This is a genomic window from Pedobacter sp. AC402, assembly GCF_979252805.1.
Genome location: NZ_CEEDAI010000004.1, coordinates 99,394 through 116,840 on the forward strand (window position 1 = coordinate 99,394; position 17,447 = coordinate 116,840).

Annotated in this window: 19 protein-coding genes and 2 pseudogenes; 10 read left to right on the forward strand and 11 right to left on the reverse strand. The window is 40.0% G+C overall.

Annotated features, from left to right (window positions below):
• Nucleotides 1-62: 62 nt before the first annotated feature.
• The 3 genes and pseudogenes from AC0IWE_RS03395 to AC0IWE_RS03405 form a co-directional block, all read left to right on the forward strand.
• Entirely contained in the window at nt 63-413 is a 351-nt protein-coding gene (locus tag AC0IWE_RS03395) for a DUF92 domain-containing protein (RefSeq protein ID WP_471791926.1), read from the forward strand.
• Nucleotides 414-417: 4 nt separating this feature from the next.
• The gene (locus tag AC0IWE_RS03400; RefSeq protein ID WP_471791927.1) at nt 418-525 is read left to right on the forward strand and encodes a DUF92 domain-containing protein; all 108 of its coding nucleotides are present in this window, start codon (nt 418-420) and stop codon (nt 523-525) included.
• A 4-nt stretch (nt 526-529) separates the two neighbouring features.
• Nucleotides 530-799: pseudogene (locus AC0IWE_RS03405) on the forward strand (DUF92 domain-containing protein); the annotation flags it as partial.
• Nucleotides 800-870: 71 nt separating this feature from the next.
• On the opposite strand, the gene AC0IWE_RS03410 reads toward AC0IWE_RS03405, so the two are convergent.
• Together AC0IWE_RS03410 and AC0IWE_RS03415 are read right to left on the reverse strand one after the other, a co-directional pair.
• Entirely contained in the window at nt 871-1,446 is a 576-nt protein-coding gene (locus tag AC0IWE_RS03410) for a helix-turn-helix domain-containing protein (protein WP_471791928.1), read from the reverse strand.
• Between the two features lie 10 nt (nt 1,447-1,456).
• Entirely contained in the window at nt 1,457-1,774 is a 318-nt protein-coding gene (locus AC0IWE_RS03415; protein WP_471791929.1) for a hypothetical protein, read from the reverse strand.
• 312 nt (nt 1,775-2,086) lie between these two features.
• On the opposite strand from AC0IWE_RS03415, the gene AC0IWE_RS03420 reads away from it, so the two are divergent.
• Both AC0IWE_RS03420 and AC0IWE_RS03425 read left to right on the forward strand, forming a co-directional pair.
• Nucleotides 2,087-2,497 carry a (R)-mandelonitrile lyase gene (locus tag AC0IWE_RS03420; RefSeq protein WP_471791930.1) on the forward strand — a complete coding sequence of 137 codons (411 nt, stop codon included), beginning with the start codon at nt 2,087-2,089 and terminating at the stop codon, nt 2,495-2,497.
• A gap of 73 nt (nt 2,498-2,570) precedes the next feature.
• Entirely contained in the window at nt 2,571-3,569 is a 999-nt protein-coding gene (locus AC0IWE_RS03425) for a carboxymuconolactone decarboxylase family protein (RefSeq protein ID WP_471791931.1), read from the forward strand.
• A gap of 385 nt (nt 3,570-3,954) precedes the next feature.
• Here the strand turns inward: AC0IWE_RS03425 and AC0IWE_RS03430 are convergent, their stop codons facing one another.
• The 3 genes from AC0IWE_RS03430 to AC0IWE_RS03440 all read right to left on the reverse strand — a co-directional run bounded on the left by AC0IWE_RS03430 (nt 3,955) and on the right by AC0IWE_RS03440 (nt 5,631).
• A complete protein-coding gene (locus AC0IWE_RS03430) occupies nt 3,955-4,260 on the reverse strand; it encodes a putative quinol monooxygenase (RefSeq protein ID WP_471791932.1) in 306 nt (101 codons plus the stop codon).
• Between the two features lie 3 nt (nt 4,261-4,263).
• Complete coding sequence (locus AC0IWE_RS03435; RefSeq protein ID WP_471791933.1) at nt 4,264-4,944, reverse strand: type 1 glutamine amidotransferase domain-containing protein; 681 nt, start codon at nt 4,942-4,944, stop codon at nt 4,264-4,266.
• Between the two features lie 111 nt (nt 4,945-5,055).
• On the reverse strand, nt 5,056-5,631 hold the full coding sequence (locus AC0IWE_RS03440) for a Crp/Fnr family transcriptional regulator (protein ID WP_471791934.1): 576 nt from the start codon (nt 5,629-5,631) through the stop codon (nt 5,056-5,058).
• A gap of 278 nt (nt 5,632-5,909) precedes the next feature.
• On the opposite strand from AC0IWE_RS03440, the pseudogene AC0IWE_RS03445 reads away from it, so the two are divergent.
• Nucleotides 5,910-7,547: pseudogene (locus AC0IWE_RS03445) on the forward strand (ABC-F family ATP-binding cassette domain-containing protein).
• A gap of 60 nt (nt 7,548-7,607) precedes the next feature.
• Here the strand turns inward: AC0IWE_RS03445 and AC0IWE_RS03450 are convergent.
• From AC0IWE_RS03450 to AC0IWE_RS03470, 5 genes are all read right to left on the reverse strand, one after another.
• Nucleotides 7,608-7,766 (reverse strand): hypothetical protein, encoded by a 159-nt coding sequence (locus AC0IWE_RS03450; RefSeq protein WP_471791935.1) that lies wholly within the window; start codon nt 7,764-7,766, stop codon nt 7,608-7,610.
• Between the two features lie 358 nt (nt 7,767-8,124).
• Complete coding sequence (locus AC0IWE_RS03455; RefSeq protein WP_471791936.1) at nt 8,125-8,523, reverse strand: hypothetical protein; 399 nt, start codon at nt 8,521-8,523, stop codon at nt 8,125-8,127.
• Between the two features lie 8 nt (nt 8,524-8,531).
• Nucleotides 8,532-8,948 carry a universal stress protein gene (locus tag AC0IWE_RS03460; RefSeq protein ID WP_471791937.1) on the reverse strand — a complete coding sequence of 139 codons (417 nt, stop codon included), beginning with the start codon at nt 8,946-8,948 and terminating at the stop codon, nt 8,532-8,534.
• A gap of 34 nt (nt 8,949-8,982) precedes the next feature.
• The gene (locus AC0IWE_RS03465; RefSeq protein ID WP_471791938.1) at nt 8,983-9,588 is read right to left on the reverse strand and encodes an inorganic phosphate transporter; all 606 of its coding nucleotides are present in this window, start codon (nt 9,586-9,588) and stop codon (nt 8,983-8,985) included.
• Nucleotides 9,564-10,424: an inorganic phosphate transporter gene (locus AC0IWE_RS03470; RefSeq protein ID WP_471791939.1), complete on the reverse strand. Its 861-nt coding sequence runs from the start codon at nt 10,422-10,424 to the stop codon at nt 9,564-9,566. Before AC0IWE_RS03470 ends, AC0IWE_RS03465 begins: the two co-directional genes overlap by 25 nt.
• Before the next feature lie 396 nt (nt 10,425-10,820).
• Between AC0IWE_RS03470 and AC0IWE_RS03475 the strand changes: the two genes are divergently transcribed.
• The 3 genes from AC0IWE_RS03475 (at nt 10,821) to AC0IWE_RS03485 (ending at nt 13,732) form a co-directional block, all read left to right on the forward strand.
• Nucleotides 10,821-11,108 (forward strand): hypothetical protein, encoded by a 288-nt coding sequence (locus AC0IWE_RS03475; RefSeq protein ID WP_471791940.1) that lies wholly within the window; start codon nt 10,821-10,823, stop codon nt 11,106-11,108.
• 203 nt (nt 11,109-11,311) lie between these two features.
• Entirely contained in the window at nt 11,312-12,190 is an 879-nt protein-coding gene (locus AC0IWE_RS03480) for a cation diffusion facilitator family transporter (RefSeq protein ID WP_471791941.1), read from the forward strand.
• Between the two features lie 1,131 nt (nt 12,191-13,321).
• Nucleotides 13,322-13,732, forward strand: coding sequence for a helix-turn-helix domain-containing protein (locus AC0IWE_RS03485; protein WP_471791942.1), 411 nt, complete (start codon nt 13,322-13,324; stop codon nt 13,730-13,732).
• Between the two features lie 1,449 nt (nt 13,733-15,181).
• On the opposite strand, the gene AC0IWE_RS03490 is transcribed toward AC0IWE_RS03485, so the two are convergent.
• Nucleotides 15,182-15,646: a hypothetical protein gene (locus AC0IWE_RS03490; RefSeq protein WP_471791943.1), complete on the reverse strand. Its 465-nt coding sequence runs from the start codon at nt 15,644-15,646 to the stop codon at nt 15,182-15,184.
• Between the two features lie 81 nt (nt 15,647-15,727).
• On the opposite strand from AC0IWE_RS03490, the gene AC0IWE_RS03495 reads away from it, so the two are divergent.
• Nucleotides 15,728-17,374 carry a glycoside hydrolase family 32 protein gene (locus AC0IWE_RS03495; RefSeq protein ID WP_471791944.1) on the forward strand — a complete coding sequence of 549 codons (1,647 nt, stop codon included), beginning with the start codon at nt 15,728-15,730 and terminating at the stop codon, nt 17,372-17,374.
• Nucleotides 17,375-17,447 lie beyond the last annotated feature (73 nt).

Consider the following 17,447-nt stretch of genomic DNA (forward strand, 5'->3'; position numbering starts at 1 on the left):
TTTTTTTGCGCTGCTAAACTTCTAAAAGGTGTTTAATGCCAAGAAAGATATAAATTTGAAGCATGGCCTACATTTTTTGTACTATTTTAAATAGTGGTATATTTCTGCCAATTATTATTTTCTCTGGAATGGCCTACGCTATCCTGGCAAAAAAACTTACCGTTCAGGCTGCGGTTACAGGTGGGATATTGGCCTGCCTTATTTATTTAGCTTCTGGTTATATTGGTGTTGCAATGATGACAGCTTTTTTTATTTCCGGTTCAGCTGCCACATCTTGGCAACGCATTAAAAAGCAGGCATTTTTGGTTGAAGAAGAAACAGACAAAGGTCGTACATCATCTCAGGTATTGGCCAATGCAGGCGTTTCAGCACTGGCTGCAGTAATTATCATGTTTTTTCCTGGGGTTGCGTAGTACAATGTTACTGGTAATTGCGGCCGCTTTTGCTTCTGCCACGGCAGATACATTATCGTCCGAACTGGGTATGCTTTATGGAAAACGTTTTTTTAATATAACAAACATTTAAAACAGACCGCTGCGGAATGGATGGGGTAATTAGTTTAGAAGGTACCTTAATTGGTGTTGCTGGCAGTTGTATTATTGCTACGCTTTACGGCTTAGGGTTTGGCTGGAATATCAATATTGCCTTTATCGTAATTGCTGGTACAATCGGTAACCTAACCGATTCTGTGTTGGGCGCTTTGTTGGAAAGAAAGGGAATAATGGGAAACGATATAGTCAATTTTTTAAGTACTTTGTCGGCAGGAGTTGCTGTAGGTCTTCTTCAGGTTTTATTTTAGCATAACTTATGGTTAATTATCTGCTGATCGTACAATCCCTTTAGTGAGTTTTGTAAGTCGGCTAATAAATATTAATTAAAGTTCCGGTTCCTATATTCAAGTGGTGTTAATCCGGTTTTCTGCTTAAATAGTCTGGTAAAATGTTGCTGATATTTGAAACCCAGTTCGTCAGAAACTTCACTAACCGATTTGCTTAATTCCATGAGTTTTTCTTTTCCTTCATCAATCAATTTTCGCTGAATGTAATCTGTAGCCGTATGGCCTGTTTCCTTTTTAATCAGGTCTCCAAAGTAATTGGCCGAAAGGTGCAATTGATCGGCACAATAGGCCACACTCGGAATGCCAGATGCAATTCCTTTATTTGAGCTTAAATAGTTGTCCAATACTTTCTCAAACCGTATCAGTATATCCTTGTTGATATGATTGCGGGTAATGAACTGTCGATCGTAAAAACGCATGCAGTAATTTAATAATAATTCAATATTCGAAACGATTAACGTGCGACTGTGCTGATCGATATTCTGGTTAATTTCGGCTGAAATTTTTTCCAGACATTCTATAATCGTTATCCTTTCTTTTTTGGATAGGTGGAGTGCTTCGCTTACCTCATAAAGAAAAAAGGAGTAGGATTTGATATTCTTTCCCAATTGAGTTCCTTTAATAAGGGTCGGGATGAAAAACCAAAGCATATCCCGACGGTTTCATTGCCACACCTTCACTATCTATTCCATAAACCTGGCCAGGAGATACAAAAACAAGCGTACCATCATCATAATCGTAAGGCTGGCATCCATAGGTTATGTTGCCACATTTAATATTTTTAAGAAACATGGCATATACGCCCATATAATTCCGGAAGTGGTTAATGCTGGCAATCTCATTAAAATTTATAACGCTCACCAGTGGATTCAGCGTATCTACCCCTATATAGACATTATATTGTTTAACCGTTTCAATGCGTGTTACCTGTTCCATATTCTGCTGTTTAAACAAATTTAGCAAAGGAATTTTACGCTGACAACCATTCAATCCCCAATCTGTAAAAATGGTAAATTAAACCGTATCCTGTATAAAGCATTTGCCCCTTACATCTGCGAACTTTGTTTCATTAAATTATATGGTTAAGAAAATAAGTTGTGGCTTGCATCATTAAATGAATCTTCCTAGCCCATTACTTCAAAAAGATTAAAGCACATAAAAATGAGAACAAACATAAAATTATTAACGTTTATACTTTGCATGGGTATCTTTATATTAATCACGTCATGTAATCAAGAACAAAACACTATGAAAACACAAACAGAAGATCTTATTTTTCCAAAAGGCGATAAATTAGAAAATGGGTATTTTACAGGAAATGCTTTTCTAAAGCCATTATTGGCGAAAGATAAAAACAATGATTTTGCGCTTGGAAGTGTAACTTTTGAGCCTGGAGCAAGAACAAACTGGCATACGCACCCTAAAGGGCAGGTATTGATTGTAATTGAGGGACAAGGGTTTTACCAGGAAAGAAACAAGCCGGCGCAACTGATAAGAAAAGGCGATGTGGTAAATATTCCTGAAAACGTAGAGCACTGGCATGGCGCAACTGCAGGTGCCAAAATGATCCATATTGCAATCAGCAATTATAAGGGTGAAGAAAACGTTACCTGGCTTAAACCGGTAAGCGAAGAAGAATATAAAGAAGCAAATAAATAACAACATTAGTATGAACAAATTAAAGTTTTTTAAATGGGCAATTTGTTTCATTCTAATTTTAGGTGAAAAAAACATGAACGCACAGACGAAGTTGGATACCAAAAACCTAACTCAAGAGCAAAGTAGCTTAGTTATCATTTCTGCACTTACCGCAACAGGAAACCTGGCTGCCCTTAAGCCAGCATTAAATACGGCACTCTATGCTGGGCTGAGTATCAACAAAATTAAAGAAGAATTGGTGCAATTGTATGCCTACTGTGGTTTCCCCAGGAGCCTAAATGCGATAAATACCTTGATGGCAGTGGTTGAGGAACGGAAAGCAAAAGGCATTACCGATAAGCAAGGTGAAGAAATCATCACTAAAACGGGTTCTGATGATAAATATGAACAGGGTAGAAAGGTACTCGAAAAACTAACAGGTGCAGTACAGGTTAAACCTGCTCCTGGTTTTGGAGAGTTTGCACCCCGGATTGATGCTTTTTTAAAAGAGCATCTGTTTGCTGATGTTTTCGAAAGTGATGTGCTATCCTACAAAGAAAGGGAACTTATTACAATATCGGCATTAGCTGCAATGTACGGTGTGGAGGCACAACTCCAGGCGCATATAAAAATGGGAATCGTTACCGGCGTAACGGAAACGCAGCTGAACCAAATTGCGGGGTTAATTGAAAAACATGTTAGCAAAGTACAGGCGAACACTCTTAATAACCTTCTAGGGCAACCATTGCTTCCACTAACAGCTGCTGATATGATGGTTCGCATTTCGGAAATAGAGATCTTTCCTCAACATTTGGAAGAATATAAAGCCATACTTAAAGAAGAATCGGCAGTTTCGGTGAATATAGAACCTGGGGTAATTGCGCTATTTGCAATGTACCAAAAGGAAAATCCGGCTCAGGTAAGAATAGTAGAAATTTATGCTGGTAAAGATGCGTATCAATCGCACCTTAAAACGCCGCATTTCCAGCATTATAAAACCTCAACGGTAAAAATGGTTAAATCTTTAAAGCTGGTAGATATGAACGATGTTGATACCCAGGCGATGGTAAAAATGTTTAAGAAATTAAATTAGTAGGTTAAGTTATTGCGCACGACAGTAGCGATCGTTGTAAGATTGCTTCGTCGGCTGAAAAAGCCTTCTCGCAATGACGATTTGGTGATAAGCTTTTAAACGATAAGCTCTTAAAACGCCCGTTAGAAACGAGCGTTATCATCAAAAAAAATTTATCATTTTGAGTTACGAAGCAATCTTAATGCGCATGCCAATGGCGCTCGTTTTAAGATTGCTTCGTCGGCTGAAAAAGCCTTCTCGCAATGACGATTTGGTGATCGGATTCATATATGTTTGCGCTCGTTTTAAGATTGCTTCGTCGGCTGAAAAAGCCTTCTCAGCAATGACGATTTGATGCCCGGATTCATATATGTTTGCGCTCTTTTCTAACGCCTACATAATAGCTTTAATCTAAATTGAGTGGTGTAGTTAACACCACCTCACGGGCTTGTAATAACGGCAAAATCTGTTCTACCACCAGCGTTTGAAAATGCGTTGAGCTGCGGTGCGCATCCAGAGCGTTTTTATCGGCATAACCTTCAAACAGAATTAACGTATTTGCATCGGTATGGCTTTGGTGTACATCATAAAACAAGTTTCCTTCTTCAGCAATACTTTGTTTCCTTACTTCAGTGAGTAAGTTAAGTACGTTTTGCAATTGTCCGTCTTTGATCTGCCAGGTGGCAAATACATGAATAGCTTCGTTTTTCATTTTTTATGCATTTACATTGTTTAAAATCACTACAATTTTTTCTCCTACTGCTTTGGCCGAAGCTGGGTTTTGGCCAGTTACCAGGTTGCCATCTGCAATACTATTATCGGCCCATGGTGCTGCGGTATGGAAAATTGCCCCCTGTGCAGTAAGTGCAGTTTGCAAATCGAAAGGAACATCTGCTTTTGCATAATGATCTTCCTCTTCGGTAGTAAATGAAGTTATATTTTTACCGTTTACTAAAAATGAACCATCGCTTAATTTTACATTAAGTAACGATACCGGGCCGTGGCACACCGCACCTACAACGGCATTTCGCTCGTAGGTTTCGGCAATAACCTTTTTAAGTAGTGGAGCTTCTGGCATATCAACCATAGGGGCTAAACCACCAGGAATAAAAATAGCATCGTAAATATTTGCATCTACTGCTGAAAGTTGTGTGGCCTGTTGCATATCTTCCCAACCTTTTCCGGTTAAAAAATTAAGGTTATCTGGATCAGAAGCCAAATTCAAGGCATCAAGATAGGGGGTTTCTCCTGTTAAACTGGCAAAATCGATCTGGTAACCTGCCTTTTCAAATTCAGCGTAAGGGTGTGCTATCTCTGGAAGAAATGTTCCTGTTCTTCTATTTTTTGGACCTATGGCATTGGCATTGGAAACAATGATTAAAATTTTCTTTTTCATGACTTTATCATTTAAAATGTTGGTTGTTTTTACATTTCAAATGTCTTCAATATCCTAATGCTGTACGAGGAGGCAAGTCACTAAAAAAGTGTGATCGTAATCACATTCCTGTTAGCTGTTTTTATTTGCCGAGTAAAGCCTGCTTAAAGTTTCGCGACTTACACCGAGGTATTCGGCGATATATTTTTTGGGTATCTGTTGGATTAAATGCGGATAAAGCTGTGCAAACTCCTCATACCGTTGCTGCGGATTGCCTGAGAGCAGCGAAATAATCCGTCGTTGCTGGGCTATATAACCATTGGTAAGTTTTGCCCTGAAAAAGTGTTCCATTTTATGCATTTCGGCCGCTAATGTTTCTCTGCCTTGTAAGGTGAGGCAGAGTATTTCGGCATCTTCCATACAGGTGATGTGAAGTGTGGCTTTTCGCTCCTTAAAATAGGCCTGGTAATCGGCCATCCACCAGTTTTCACCAGCAAATTGAACTATATGCTCCTTTCCATCACTGTCTAAATAAAACATTCTGAAAATGCCTGTTAAGATTAAGTACTCAAAATTGGCCTGGTCGCCATCCTGTATCAGGTACTGGTGTTTTTTTACTCTTTTTGTGGTAAAAAAAGTACGTATGTAAGCAAATTCTTCATCAGTTACTGCAACTATTTCTTCTATATGTTTCCTTAATTTTTCCATTTGCAATTCAGCGGATGAAAGTAGAAAAAATAAAGCCCTGTTCAAAACGGTCTGTTGCACCAATCAGGAAAAACAGTCCAATTGATTGTAACTGCCAATAGCAGGGATTTTCGAAATAATTTGTTTCTATTTATTGATTAACCTTTAACCAATGCTTAATCAAATCGTAAAACGTAATTAAACATATACCAATGCCATTGAGTTAAAGATGCTTTTATTCAGTCGTAATAATTTGCTTGCTTTATTTTATCTTTGCCGCTAATTTAATACCCCAGATTGTGATTAATGTAAATAACATCTCCGTTTCATTTGGCGGAACTACCCTTTTTAGCGACGTAACTTTTTCTATAAATGAGAATGATAAAATCGCGCTGATGGGAAAAAATGGTGCAGGTAAATCAACCATGTTAAAAATTATAGCAGATGTGGCCAAACCTACCACTGGTAGTGTAACCGGACCCAAAGACGCTGTAATTGCCTACTTGCCTCAGCATTTATTAACTCAGGACAAACTCACCGTTTTTGAGGAAACGATGAAAGCTTTTGAAGAAGTAAATAAAATGCAAAAAGAGCTTGATGAGTTGAATGAACAGCTTACCATCCGTACGGATTATGAAAGTGATGATTACATGAAACTCATTGAAAGGGTATCGGAGCTGAGCGAGACATTTTATTCGATAGAGGAAACCAATTACGACGCTGAAGTAGAGAAAGTATTAAAAGGCCTTGGTTTTGAACGTAAAGATTTTACGCGCCAAACTTCGGAGTTTTCGGGCGGCTGGCGTATGCGTATTGAACTGGCAAAAATTTTATTGAAGAAACCTGATCTTATTTTGCTCGATGAGCCCACCAACCACATGGATATTGAAAGCATTCAGTGGCTGGAAGATTTCCTGATTAACTCGGCAAAAGCAGTGATGGTTATTTCTCACGATCGTACTTTTGTGGATAACATTACCAACCGGACCATTGAGGTTACGATGGGTAGGATATACGATTATAAAGCAAAATATACGCACTACCTTCAATTGCGGGCCGATCGCCGCATACACCAATTAAAGGCTTACGAGGAGCAGCAACGTTTTATTGCCGATAATCAAGAATTTATTGATCGGTTTAGAGGCACTTATTCGAAAACCCTGCAGGTACAATCGCGTGTAAAAATGCTCGAGAAACTTGAGGTAATCGAAATCGATGAAGTGGATACATCTGCATTGCGCTTAAAGTTTCCACCTTCACCACGTTCGGGTCAATATCCGGTAATGGTAGAAGAGTTAACCAAAACCTATGGCGACCATGTTGTTTTCGAAAAAGCATCGATGGTGATCGAAAGGGGAGAGAAGGTGGCTTTTGTTGGTAAAAATGGCGAAGGTAAATCTACAATGATCAAAGCCATTATGGGTGAGATTGATTTTGAAGGAAGTTTAAAAGTTGGGCACAATGCCAAAATTGGATATTTTGCACAAAACCAGGCGGCCTTGCTTGATGAAAGCTTAACAGTATTCGAAACCATTGATCAGATTCCGTTAACGGATGGCACGATCAAAATAAAAAGATCTTTTGGGTGCTTTTATGTTCAGTGGCGATGATACCACGAAAAAGGTTAAGGTACTTTCTGGCGGAGAGAAAAACTCGCCTTGCCATGATTAAGTTGCTTTTAGAGCCTGTAAACGTGCTGATATTGGATGAGCCTTACCAACCATTTGGATATGAAAACGAAGGATATTATTAAAGATGCACTGAAAGATTTTGATGGTACTTTAATACTGGTATCCCACGACCGCGATTTCTTGGATGGATTGGCTGCTAAGGTATTTGAGTTTGGGAATAAGCGTGTGCGCGAACATTTTGAAGATATTAAAGGTTTCCTGGCCTATAAGAAAATGAACAGCTTGAAAGAAATTGAGCAAAGCTAAAATAATGTTATTAAGGTATTTCGGGTTCAGTTCGATAAGGGCTGAACCTTTTTTTTGCTTTTAATTTTCGGTTTCTGTCGGTAACACATTTTTCAGTAATGTTTTAAACCGTATTGCATTGGTTTGTTGAACTGTAATGGTAATGTGGCCGGTTTTACTGGTGTGTATATCGCTTATCCTGCCCGATTTTCCTTTATGGGTTCTGCGATAACTGTGCATTGATCGCCATCTTTTAAAACTGATTGATCTGCGTTACTCATATTAATTAAACTGAGGGATGATTGATGTAATAAAGCTATGAAATAATTTTGGTGGCAGGTAATGGAGTGTTATAATATTGTTTATGGGTTTTTGATTCCATCTTTTTTACCATTAAGGAATTAAGTAAATTAAGGGGCTTTTGTGGTAATAAATGCAGACTATGAACCATCGACCATAAACCATCACCCTTAAAGATTTAAGTAAATTAAGAGGCTTTTGTAGTATTAAATGCAGCTATGATCTATGGACAATTAACCATCAACCATCAACTATTGACCATCAACTGAAAACCATCAACTATTAACCATTAACAAAACTATTCATGAAGCACTAAAATAGCTTTCACTGATTTGTTCATTACCTGGTTAACCGTACTGCTGGTAAATAAGCGGTAAATGATGTTGTGGTGGTGTTTAACCAAACAAAGTATATCGGTATGGTTGCTTTTAATAAAATCCATAATGCCATTTGGCGCACTGTTGTGCATCATGTAATTAAATTCTATCTCGGTATCGGGAAGCAGTTCTCTGATTCTTTTTTCGCCGGTTTGTATGTGCGCTTCGTCTGATTTTTCTGCAACGTAAAGCACCTGCATTCTTTTTGTTCCCGATGCTTTTAACAGCTCACTTAATGCGGTTATATCTTTTGGAGATAAAACCGTTTCATAATCGGTGGCCAATGTAATGATGGGGAAATTTGTAAAACTACTTTCCAAAGGCACAATTAAGGTTGCTGGATTCTCATTTTTGTAACCGCCATACTGGCATTGCTGCCCACTATTCCGCTAATTCCTGTTGCCCCGGTTATACCCATCACCAGCAGTTCTACAGGGTTGTTCTCGGTATGTTTTGTAATTACTGTTTTTAAAAACCCCACGTCGCATTTGGTTTCCAGTTTAACATCGCCCAGGTTTTCTCTCTCACTGATGTTTTCTGCCCATTCTTTTAATGCTGCTTTTTTATTTGCGTAGTATGATTCGATAAAAATGGCATTGTAGGTGCTGTTATTTATGCCTTCGGTAGGGTGTATGGCATGAATGGCTATAACTTCCATTTTCAATGTTTTTGCCATTGCCAGCGCATAGGCCAGGGCATTGCCAGCGCTTCTTGAAAAATCTGTTGCTACAAGTATCTGCTTCATTTTTGGGAGAATATATAGAGATTGTAATACTGTTTTATATAAACAGGTGAAAAAGCATAAATAATAAAATAGATAATATAATTGATGCCGGTAAGGTGAGTATCCAGGCCAAACCAATGTTTTTCAGCGTATTGTTATTAAGGTTTTTTCTTCCTCCCGAGGCCACCATCGCACCCGCAATACCGCTTGAAAGTACATGTGTGGTACTTACAGGAAGGCCGAAGGCTGTGCTTAAGCCAATGGTAGAAGCTGCAACAATTTCGGAAGCAGCACCCTGGGCATAATTTAAATGTTCATTCCCTATTTTTTCACCAATGGTAACAGCTATGCGTTTCCAGCCAATCATTGTACCCAGGCCAAGTGAGATGGATATCATCAGTATAACCCAAAGCGGTGCAAATTCTACCAGTTTTGATAATTCAGAAACATTATCAGCAAGAATCTGATCGTCGTTTGCATTAATAATAAGTGTTTTATCTGCGCTCACCAGTTTTACTGAAGCAACTACATCTTCAATCTGCTTACGGAAAAGATAGGTATTTTTCTTATCAGTTTCGTTCTTTAAGGAAAGGTGAAATTTAGCTTTGTCTATTTTTGCAATCAAATTGCTGATGTTTAACTTATTGCCCTGGTTAAGCATTGCTGTTTTTTAAGCACCTGCTCGGTTTGGTTCAGTTGATACAAAACTTTAGTATTCGGGATATGGTGGTTTACAGCAAATTTAGCGGGTAAAAAAGCAATTAAAATCAGCATCAGTAAACCCACACCTTTTTGTCCGTCGTTACTGCCATGAAAAAAGCTTACCAGGGTACAGGTGGTGATGAGTAAACCCCTTATCAACAATGGTGGTCGATCGTTTTCGCCATGTGGAATGTGGAAAAGGGCATGGTATTTAATTACATGTTTTAAAAAATACATCAATAAAACTGCTAGTCCGAAGCCAATAATTGGTGATAATATTAACGACAATCCTATTTCTTCAGCCTTGCCCCAGTTTACACCGTTGCCCCCATAATACCAGGTAAAAGCCAAACCGGCACCAATCATGGCTCCGATCATGGTGTGTGAGCTTCTGCAGCACGGAATCCCTAAGTACCATGTACCCAGGTTCCAGGCAATTGAGGCGAGTAAAACAGCCAGTACCATCGCTGCGCCAACGCCAACAGGCAGGTTCATCAGCGCATCCAATGGTACAAGTTTTAAAATGCCCATGGCAACGGCTATTCCCCCGGTAAATACGCCCATAAAGTTCCAAAAGCCCGACCACGGAATGGCAATAACTGGTTTAAGTGCTTTAGTGTAAATTACTGTTGCCACTGCATTGGCCGTATCGTGAAAGCCATTTACAAACTCAAAACCCACAACAGCAAGCAGGCAAAGCATAAAAACAACAGTAAGGGGAGTACTTAAATCGGTGTTGCCTAAAAAGGGTATGATGGTGGAGAACGACGGCATAAAATCTGTTAGATTATTCATTCGGCAGATCACTTATCTGCTCAGTTCAAATAAATGAATTAGTAACTGATTTAAATCGTTCGGGATGTTAAATGATTGTTATCAAAAGGTTAAAGCGCTTGTTCATTGCCGACATAAATTTGCTGGATCCAAATGAAATTTATGAATGGATCCTTGCTGGAATTTCGGCTGTTTTAATCTATATAAATGGCAAAAGGCTGTTATCAGGATTTGGAATTTAGAGGAATAAGTAATGGTGATAGATTACCAATAATAAGCAGCAGAATTAATTTATCTTTAACAGTAATAGCTTTTAAAATAAAGCGTTAACTAAATAAATGTGAAAAAATGTTAAACCAAGCCAGCATTTAAAACCTTTTAAGGGTTACGCATGTTGATGCTCTTTACTACTTTGATATGATAAGAAAAGGCCGCGTACAAACTTTTAATAAGTTTGATGGAATAGGGACAATTATTGACGAAAATGATCAGGAAATTTCCTTTTCAGTCGAAAGCCTGATTGAATGGCCTAGAGCAAACGAGGAAGTTACATTCGACATTGCGCTAACTGCATTGGGCTTAATGGCTACAGATATTGTACCGCTTTACCAAAGAATCGTATTTGAAGAAAAAGCAGAGGTAATACCAGGAGATTTACCAAACTCTTTATTCGAAACTGCATTTATCGGGCCAGGAGGGAATTAACGAAACAAAAAGTTAAGTCGCTTCAAAATATTATCCTTAAAGTTCCTTTCTCCATTCAGTCGTAATCTGCTCTTCCACGCTTAATTTTCTCCTTAAGTTTAATACCCATTATATATTTATAAACATCCTGATGCTTTAAAGGCTTATTTATTTACTTTTGACGTCCCCGAATTTGATGGGATTTAACTGTACGGATATTTGACATGGCGACAACAACAAATGAACAGGTAGCGGTAAAAGCAACTTATTTTAGCATCATCGGCAATACCATGTTAGCCATAATAAAGGGTGCAGCCGGTATTTTTGGAAATTCTTACGCCTTAATTGCTGATGCCATCGAATCTACTGCCGATATTTTTTCTTCTTGTTTGGTACTGTTCGGCATTAAATATTCTAATCGCCCTGCGGATGAAAATCATCCCTATGGGCACGGTAGGGCCGAACCTTTAATTACATTTTTGGTAGTCGGTTTTTTAATTACCTCTGCAACAATTATTGCCTACGAAAGTATTCAGAACATTAAAACCCCGCATGGTCTGCCAAAGCCATTTACCTTATTTATTCTGGGCGCAATAATCATCTGGAAAGAGATTTCATTCAGGTTGGTAATGAAACGGAGTAAAGAAACCAACAGCTCATCATTAAAGGCCGACGCATGGCACCACAGGAGTGATGCCATTACTTCAGTGGCCGCTTTTATCGGTATTTCGATCGCCTTGTTTATGGGCAAGGGCTATGAAGCAGCAGATGATTGGTCGGCATTGTTTGCCGCTGGTTTTATTCTACATAACTGTTACCATATTTTCAGACCTGCGCTCGGCGAAATCATGGATGAGAACCTGTACGAAGATATTATTGCAGAAATTAGAAAAGTAGCTGCCACCGTACAGGGAATTGCAGGTACCGAAAAATGTTTTATCCGTAAATCGGGCATGAAATACCATGTAGATCTCCACGCACTTGTTGATGGTGAACTTTCGGTTAGAGCCGGTCACGAACTTGCACATAGATTACAAGATACTTTGCATAAAGTGATTCCAGAGCTTGGTAATATTTTAATTCACATTGAACCTTACGAGTAAGTGTAATTAAGGCGTGTTTTAGATTCGTAATTATTTGGCTGGGGAAGAGTAAGGGGAAGTAATCTTTTTAGGTTTCTAACACGGTCGTCATTCCCGCGCATGCGGGAATCGTAATGCGGTTGCAATTTTTGCCCTTGGCTCGGGCTTGCCTCGGTTCACCGCCACCGAGGGGGCTCTTACCTTTTTCTTGATAAAAAGGTAACCAAAAATCAAGGCTTGGAACTGATGTCGGATAAATTCGTTAAAGCTTTTTGGTCGTCAGCACAAGTTCCGCCGAAGGGGGCGGAAAGTGTGTGCTGCCTCAATGCAGCGATGGAAGGAAAGATAATGATAAAGCTTTAACGTTTTCTCCTTCCATCATTTCCTATGCCGGAAGCAGGGAGCATAGCGAGGTTCAAATAGCGAGGCGCAGATTAAGGCATCCGTAAATTGATTCTTTTCAAACTATGAGGGAACATATTCATCCGTCATCTCGACCGTAGTGGAGAGATCTTTGGATTTACTATCTATATAAATTCGTCATTGCGAGGCTGGGAAAGAGCGAGCCGAAGCAATCTTTTTAGTCGTGTTTCTAATACTGTCGTCATTCCCGCGCATGCGGGAATCGTAATGCTTTCGCTCCGCTCGGGCTTGCCTCGGTTACCGATATGAAATCGGTACAGGTCAGCCACCGAGGGGGCTCTTACTTTTGGCTTGGCCCAAAAGTAACAAACCTGAGCGCAGCGAAAGCATGACTACCTATAAAAACAACAAACACAAAGGCATAACTGAAAGGCTTGGAACTGATGTCGGATAAATTCGTTAAAGCTTTTTGGTCGTCAGCACAAGTTCCGCCGAAGGGGACGGAAAGTGTGTGCTGCCTCAATGCAACGATGGAAGGAATGGTAACGATAAAGCTTTAACGTTTTCTCCTTCCATCATTTCCTATGCCGGAAGCAAGGAGGAGATAGCAAAATTCAAATACCATGATGCAGGGAATGCGTTAAATCCGTCATTGCGAGGCAGGGAGAGAGCGAGCCGAAGCAATCTTTTTAGTAATGTTTCTAACACGGTAGTCATTACCGCACATGCAGAAACCAGGCAATTAGGCGTATTTGTTTTAGCAGCCAGAATTTTTAAATATATTTGGATATGGAAACCTCTGAAAAAACAAAAAACATTCACATTGGCCGTAAAATTAGCCGCATCCGCGAGTTACGTGGAATGAAGCAAGAAGCGCTTGCTACCGCATTGGGCATTAGCCAGCAGGCCATTAGCAAATTAGAGCAGAGCGAAGAAATTGAGGATACCACGCTCGAAAAAGTTGCAAATGCCTTAGGAGTTACTGCTGATGCCATTAAAAACTATCCTGATGAAACAGTTTTAAATATCATTTCTAATACGTTTACTAGTAATGACAATTCTACTATTAACGCTATAAATATTCAGCCAACCTTCAATCCTTTAGATAAATTAATGGAAGCATTAGAAGCTAACAAAGAACTTTACGAAAGGTTATTGGCAAGTGAGCGTGAAAAGGTAGAGTTATTGAAGAATAAATAGATTAATTAATTACTAAATTTTAAGTAGTGTTTCTAACACGGCCGTCATTCCCGCGCATGCGGGAATCTTAATGCTTTTGCTTCGCTTGGGCTTGCCTCGGTTCACCGCCACCGAGGGGCTCTTACCTTTTTTCTTGATAAAAAGGTAACCAAAAATCAAGGCTTGGAACTGATGTCGGATAAATTCGTTAAAGCTTTTTGGTCGTCAGCACAAGTTCCGCCGAAGGGGGCGGAAAGTGTGTGCTGCCTCAATGCAGCGATGGAAGGAAAGATAATGATAAAGCTTTAACGTTTTCTCCTTCCATCATTTCCTATGCCGGAAGCAGGGAGCATATAGCGAGGTTCAAATGGCGAGGTACAAATAGCATGATGCAGGGAATGCGTTAAATTCGTCATTGCGAGGCTGGGAAAGAGCGAGCCGAAGCAATCTTTCTAATAAGTTTTTAACACCGTCGTCATTCTCGCGCATGCGGGAATCGTAATGCGGTTGCTGTTTTTCGCTCCGCTCGGGCTTGCCTCGGTTACCGATATGAAATCGGTACAGGTCAGCCACCGAATGGCTCTTACCTTTTTCTTGATAAAAAGGTAACCAACCTGAGCGCAGCGAAAGCATGACTACCTATAAAAACAACAAACACAAAGTCATAACTGAAAGGCTTGGAACTGATGTCGGATAAATTCGTTAAAGCTTTTTGGTCGTCAGCACAAGTTCCGCCGAAGGGGGCGGAAAGTGTGTGCTGCCTCAATGCAACGATGGAAGGAAAGGTAATGATAAAGATTTAACGTTTTCTCCTTCCATCATTTCCTATGCCGGAAGCAGGGAGCATGTAGCGAGGTTCAAATAGCGAGGTACAAATAGCATGATGCAGGGAATGCGTTAAATTCGTCATTGCGAGGCTGGGGGAGAGCTGAGCCGAAGCAATCTTTCTAATAAGTTTTTAACACCGTCGTCATTCTCGCGTATGCGGGAATCGTAATGCGGTCGCTATGTTTTGCCTTCGCTCGGGCTTGCCTCGGTTACCGATATGAAATCGGTACAGGTCAGCCACCGAACGGCTTTTACTTTTGGCTTGGCCCAAAAGTAACAAACCTGAGCGCAGCGAAAGCATGACTACCTATAAAAACAACAAACACAAAGGCATAACTGAAAGGCTTGGAACTGATGTCGGATAAATTCGTTAAAGCTTTTGGTCGTCAGCACAAGTTCCGCCGAAGGGGGCGGAAAGTGTGTGCTGCCTCAATGCAACGATGGAAGGAAAAGGTAACGATAAAGCTTTAACGTTTTCTCCTTCCATCATTTCCTAAGCTGGCGCAAGATACCACTGTAGTTAAAGCACCATAGCCAACAATAGCAGATAAGTTACTTTTAGGTAGCGAGTCGGAGCTTTTAGGTAGCGAGTCGGAGCTTTTAGGTAGTGAGTCGGAGCTTTTAAGTAGTGAGTCGGAGCTTTTAGGTCAAACGATTAGGGTCAGAGGGCAAACGATTAGGGTCAGAGGGCAAACGATTGGGGTCAGAGGGCAAACGATTGGGGTCAGAGGGCAAACGATTAAGGTCGGAGGTCAAACGATTGAGGTCAAAGGGCAAACGATTAGGGTCAGAGGTCAAACGATTGGGGTCGGAGGGCAAACGATTAGGGTCGGAGGTCAAACGATTGGGGTCAGAGGGCAAACGATTAGGGTCAGAGGTCAAACGATTAGGGTCAGAGGGCAAACGATTAGGGTCATAGGTCAAACGATTGGGGTCAGAGGGCAAACGATTAAGGTCGGAGGTCAAACGATTGGGGTCAGAGGGCAAACGATTGGGGTCAGAGGTCAAACGATTAGGGTCAGAGGGCAAACGATTGAGGTCAGAGGGCAAACGATTGGGGTCAGAGGTCAAACGATTAGGGTGACGCAGTAGCTTGCATTTGGTCAAGCCGATAATTTTTAGCTATCTTATCCCCATTCTAACAAATATTTTTTCTTAAAGGTAAAACGGTTTATCCCTACCGGAATTATGAAAACAACATTCAAAACATTGTTGGCCTTTAGTGCCCTATTGGTTAATTTTCAGTTCGTAAATGCGGCTGATGTGGTGATCAAAATAAACAAACGATACCTTAATTTACCCGTCTCACAAAAACAGAACAGGGCAGATATGAAGTTTGAAATTGCGGGCAAGCAGGAACGTGTTTTTAAAATCAGACTGGCAAAGGAGGAAGCCGAATATTGGGTTTTCTGCGATGTAAGTGCGTTAAAAGGGAAAACAATCAAAATCAGTTACGACGGCGATGGCACAGGGTTGAATAAGATATATCAAAATGATGAAATTGAAGGGCAGAAAAACCTTTACAAAGAAAAGAACCGCCCTCAATTTCATTTTACCTCGAAAAGGGGATGGATAAATGATCCGAACGGACTTATTTTTTATGAAGGTGAATACCATCTTTTTTATCAGCATAATCCTTACGAAAGAGAATGGGAGAATATGTCGTGGGGCCATGCCGTTAGTAAAGATCTGATTCATTGGGAAGAGCTTCCAACCGCATTGAGTCCTGATGGTACTGGAACCATGTTTTCAGGGTCGACGGTAATTGATTACAACAATACCGCTGGTTTTAACAAAGGCAAAACCCCTGCCATGGTGGCTACTTATACTGCATTTACCAACGAAAAACAGGTTCAGTGTATGGCTTATAGCTTAGATAAGGGGCGCACTTGGACAAAATACAGCAAAAATCCAATTATCGATTCGAAAGCCAAATGGAACAGTAATGATACCAGAGATCCCAGGGTTTTCTGGTATGAACCGGGTAAACATTGGGTTTTGGTATTGAATGAAAGAGATGGCCATTCGATTTACAACGGTAAAAATTTAAAAGAATGGACTTTTGAAAGCCATATTACTGGTTTTTGGGAATGCCCTGATTTGTTTGAACTGCCTGTTGATGGTGATAAAAGTAAAAGCAAATGGGTAATTTACGGTGCTTCTAATACCTATATGATAGGTAACTTTGATGGTAAGAAGTTTACGCCAGAAACTGGCAAACATTATTATGTAACCGGAACCATTTATGCTGCTCAAACATTTACCAATATCCCAGAGCATGATGGACGCAGAATCCAGATTGGGTGGGGCAAGGTAACTCACCCCGATATGCCTTTTAATGGTATGATGCTTCTGCCAACAACACTTACACTTAAAGCCACCAAAAATGGTGTGCGTTTGTTTAGCGAGCCGGTAAAAGAAGCCGGTCAGCTTTTTGAAAATGTAGGCGAATGGAAAAACCTTAACACTACAGCGGCCACAGAGAATTTAAAACCATATAACAGTAACGACAGGATCCGGATTAAAACAAAACTTAAACTTTCTCATGCCACAAGTGCTGGTTTAAATCTTTTCGGGCAAAAAGTACTGGACTATGATATGAATTACAATTTGGTAAACGGCGTTTTCTATTCACCGGAGGATATGACCAGTATGGAAATTTCCGCTGATATTTATATCGATAAAACTTCAATTGAGGTATTTATTGATGGCGGAGCCTATTCGTATTCGATGGAACGGAAGCCAGATTCCAAAAACACCGAAGGCTTTCATTTTTTTGGTAATAATATCGAAGTTGAAGAATTGCAGGTGTATTCGGTAAAGTCGATTTGGTAATAAATTAGTTATAAACCATTTAAAAGAATCTTTCAGCGATCGTTTTCCAATCTTCAAGGGAATTTGCTCGCTT

Coding starts and splice junctions, on each gene's coding strand:
- AC0IWE_RS03400 (WP_471791927.1), top strand. CDS start 418: ATGTTACTGGTAATTGCGGCCGCTTTTGCTTCTGCCACGGCAGATACA.
- AC0IWE_RS03480 (WP_471791941.1), top strand. CDS start 11,312: ATGGCGACAACAACAAATGAACAGGTAGCGGTAAAAGCAACTTATTTT.
- AC0IWE_RS03495 (WP_471791944.1), top strand. CDS start 15,728: ATGAAAACAACATTCAAAACATTGTTGGCCTTTAGTGCCCTATTGGTT.
- AC0IWE_RS03465 (WP_471791938.1), bottom strand. CDS start 9,588: ATGCTTAACCAGGGCAATAAGTTAAACATCAGCAATTTGATTGCAAAA.
- AC0IWE_RS03470 (WP_471791939.1), bottom strand. CDS start 10,424: ATGAATAATCTAACAGATTTTATGCCGTCGTTCTCCACCATCATACCC.
- AC0IWE_RS03475 (WP_471791940.1), top strand. CDS start 10,821: ATGATAAGAAAAGGCCGCGTACAAACTTTTAATAAGTTTGATGGAATA.
- AC0IWE_RS03435 (WP_471791933.1), bottom strand. CDS start 4,944: ATGAAAAAGAAAATTTTAATCATTGTTTCCAATGCCAATGCCATAGGT.
- AC0IWE_RS03395 (WP_471791926.1), top strand. CDS start 63: ATGGCCTACATTTTTTGTACTATTTTAAATAGTGGTATATTTCTGCCA.
- AC0IWE_RS03460 (WP_471791937.1), bottom strand. CDS start 8,948: ATGAAGCAGATACTTGTAGCAACAGATTTTTCAAGAAGCGCTGGCAAT.
- AC0IWE_RS03450 (WP_471791935.1), bottom strand. CDS start 7,766: ATGCACAGTTATCGCAGAACCCATAAAGGAAAATCGGGCAGGATAAGC.
- AC0IWE_RS03420 (WP_471791930.1), top strand. CDS start 2,087: ATGAAAACACAAACAGAAGATCTTATTTTTCCAAAAGGCGATAAATTA.
- AC0IWE_RS03415 (WP_471791929.1), bottom strand. CDS start 1,774: ATGGAACAGGTAACACGCATTGAAACGGTTAAACAATATAATGTCTAT.
- AC0IWE_RS03425 (WP_471791931.1), top strand. CDS start 2,571: ATGAACGCACAGACGAAGTTGGATACCAAAAACCTAACTCAAGAGCAA.
- AC0IWE_RS03430 (WP_471791932.1), bottom strand. CDS start 4,260: ATGAAAAACGAAGCTATTCATGTATTTGCCACCTGGCAGATCAAAGAC.
- AC0IWE_RS03485 (WP_471791942.1), top strand. CDS start 13,322: ATGGAAACCTCTGAAAAAACAAAAAACATTCACATTGGCCGTAAAATT.
- AC0IWE_RS03440 (WP_471791934.1), bottom strand. CDS start 5,631: ATGGAAAAATTAAGGAAACATATAGAAGAAATAGTTGCAGTAACTGAT.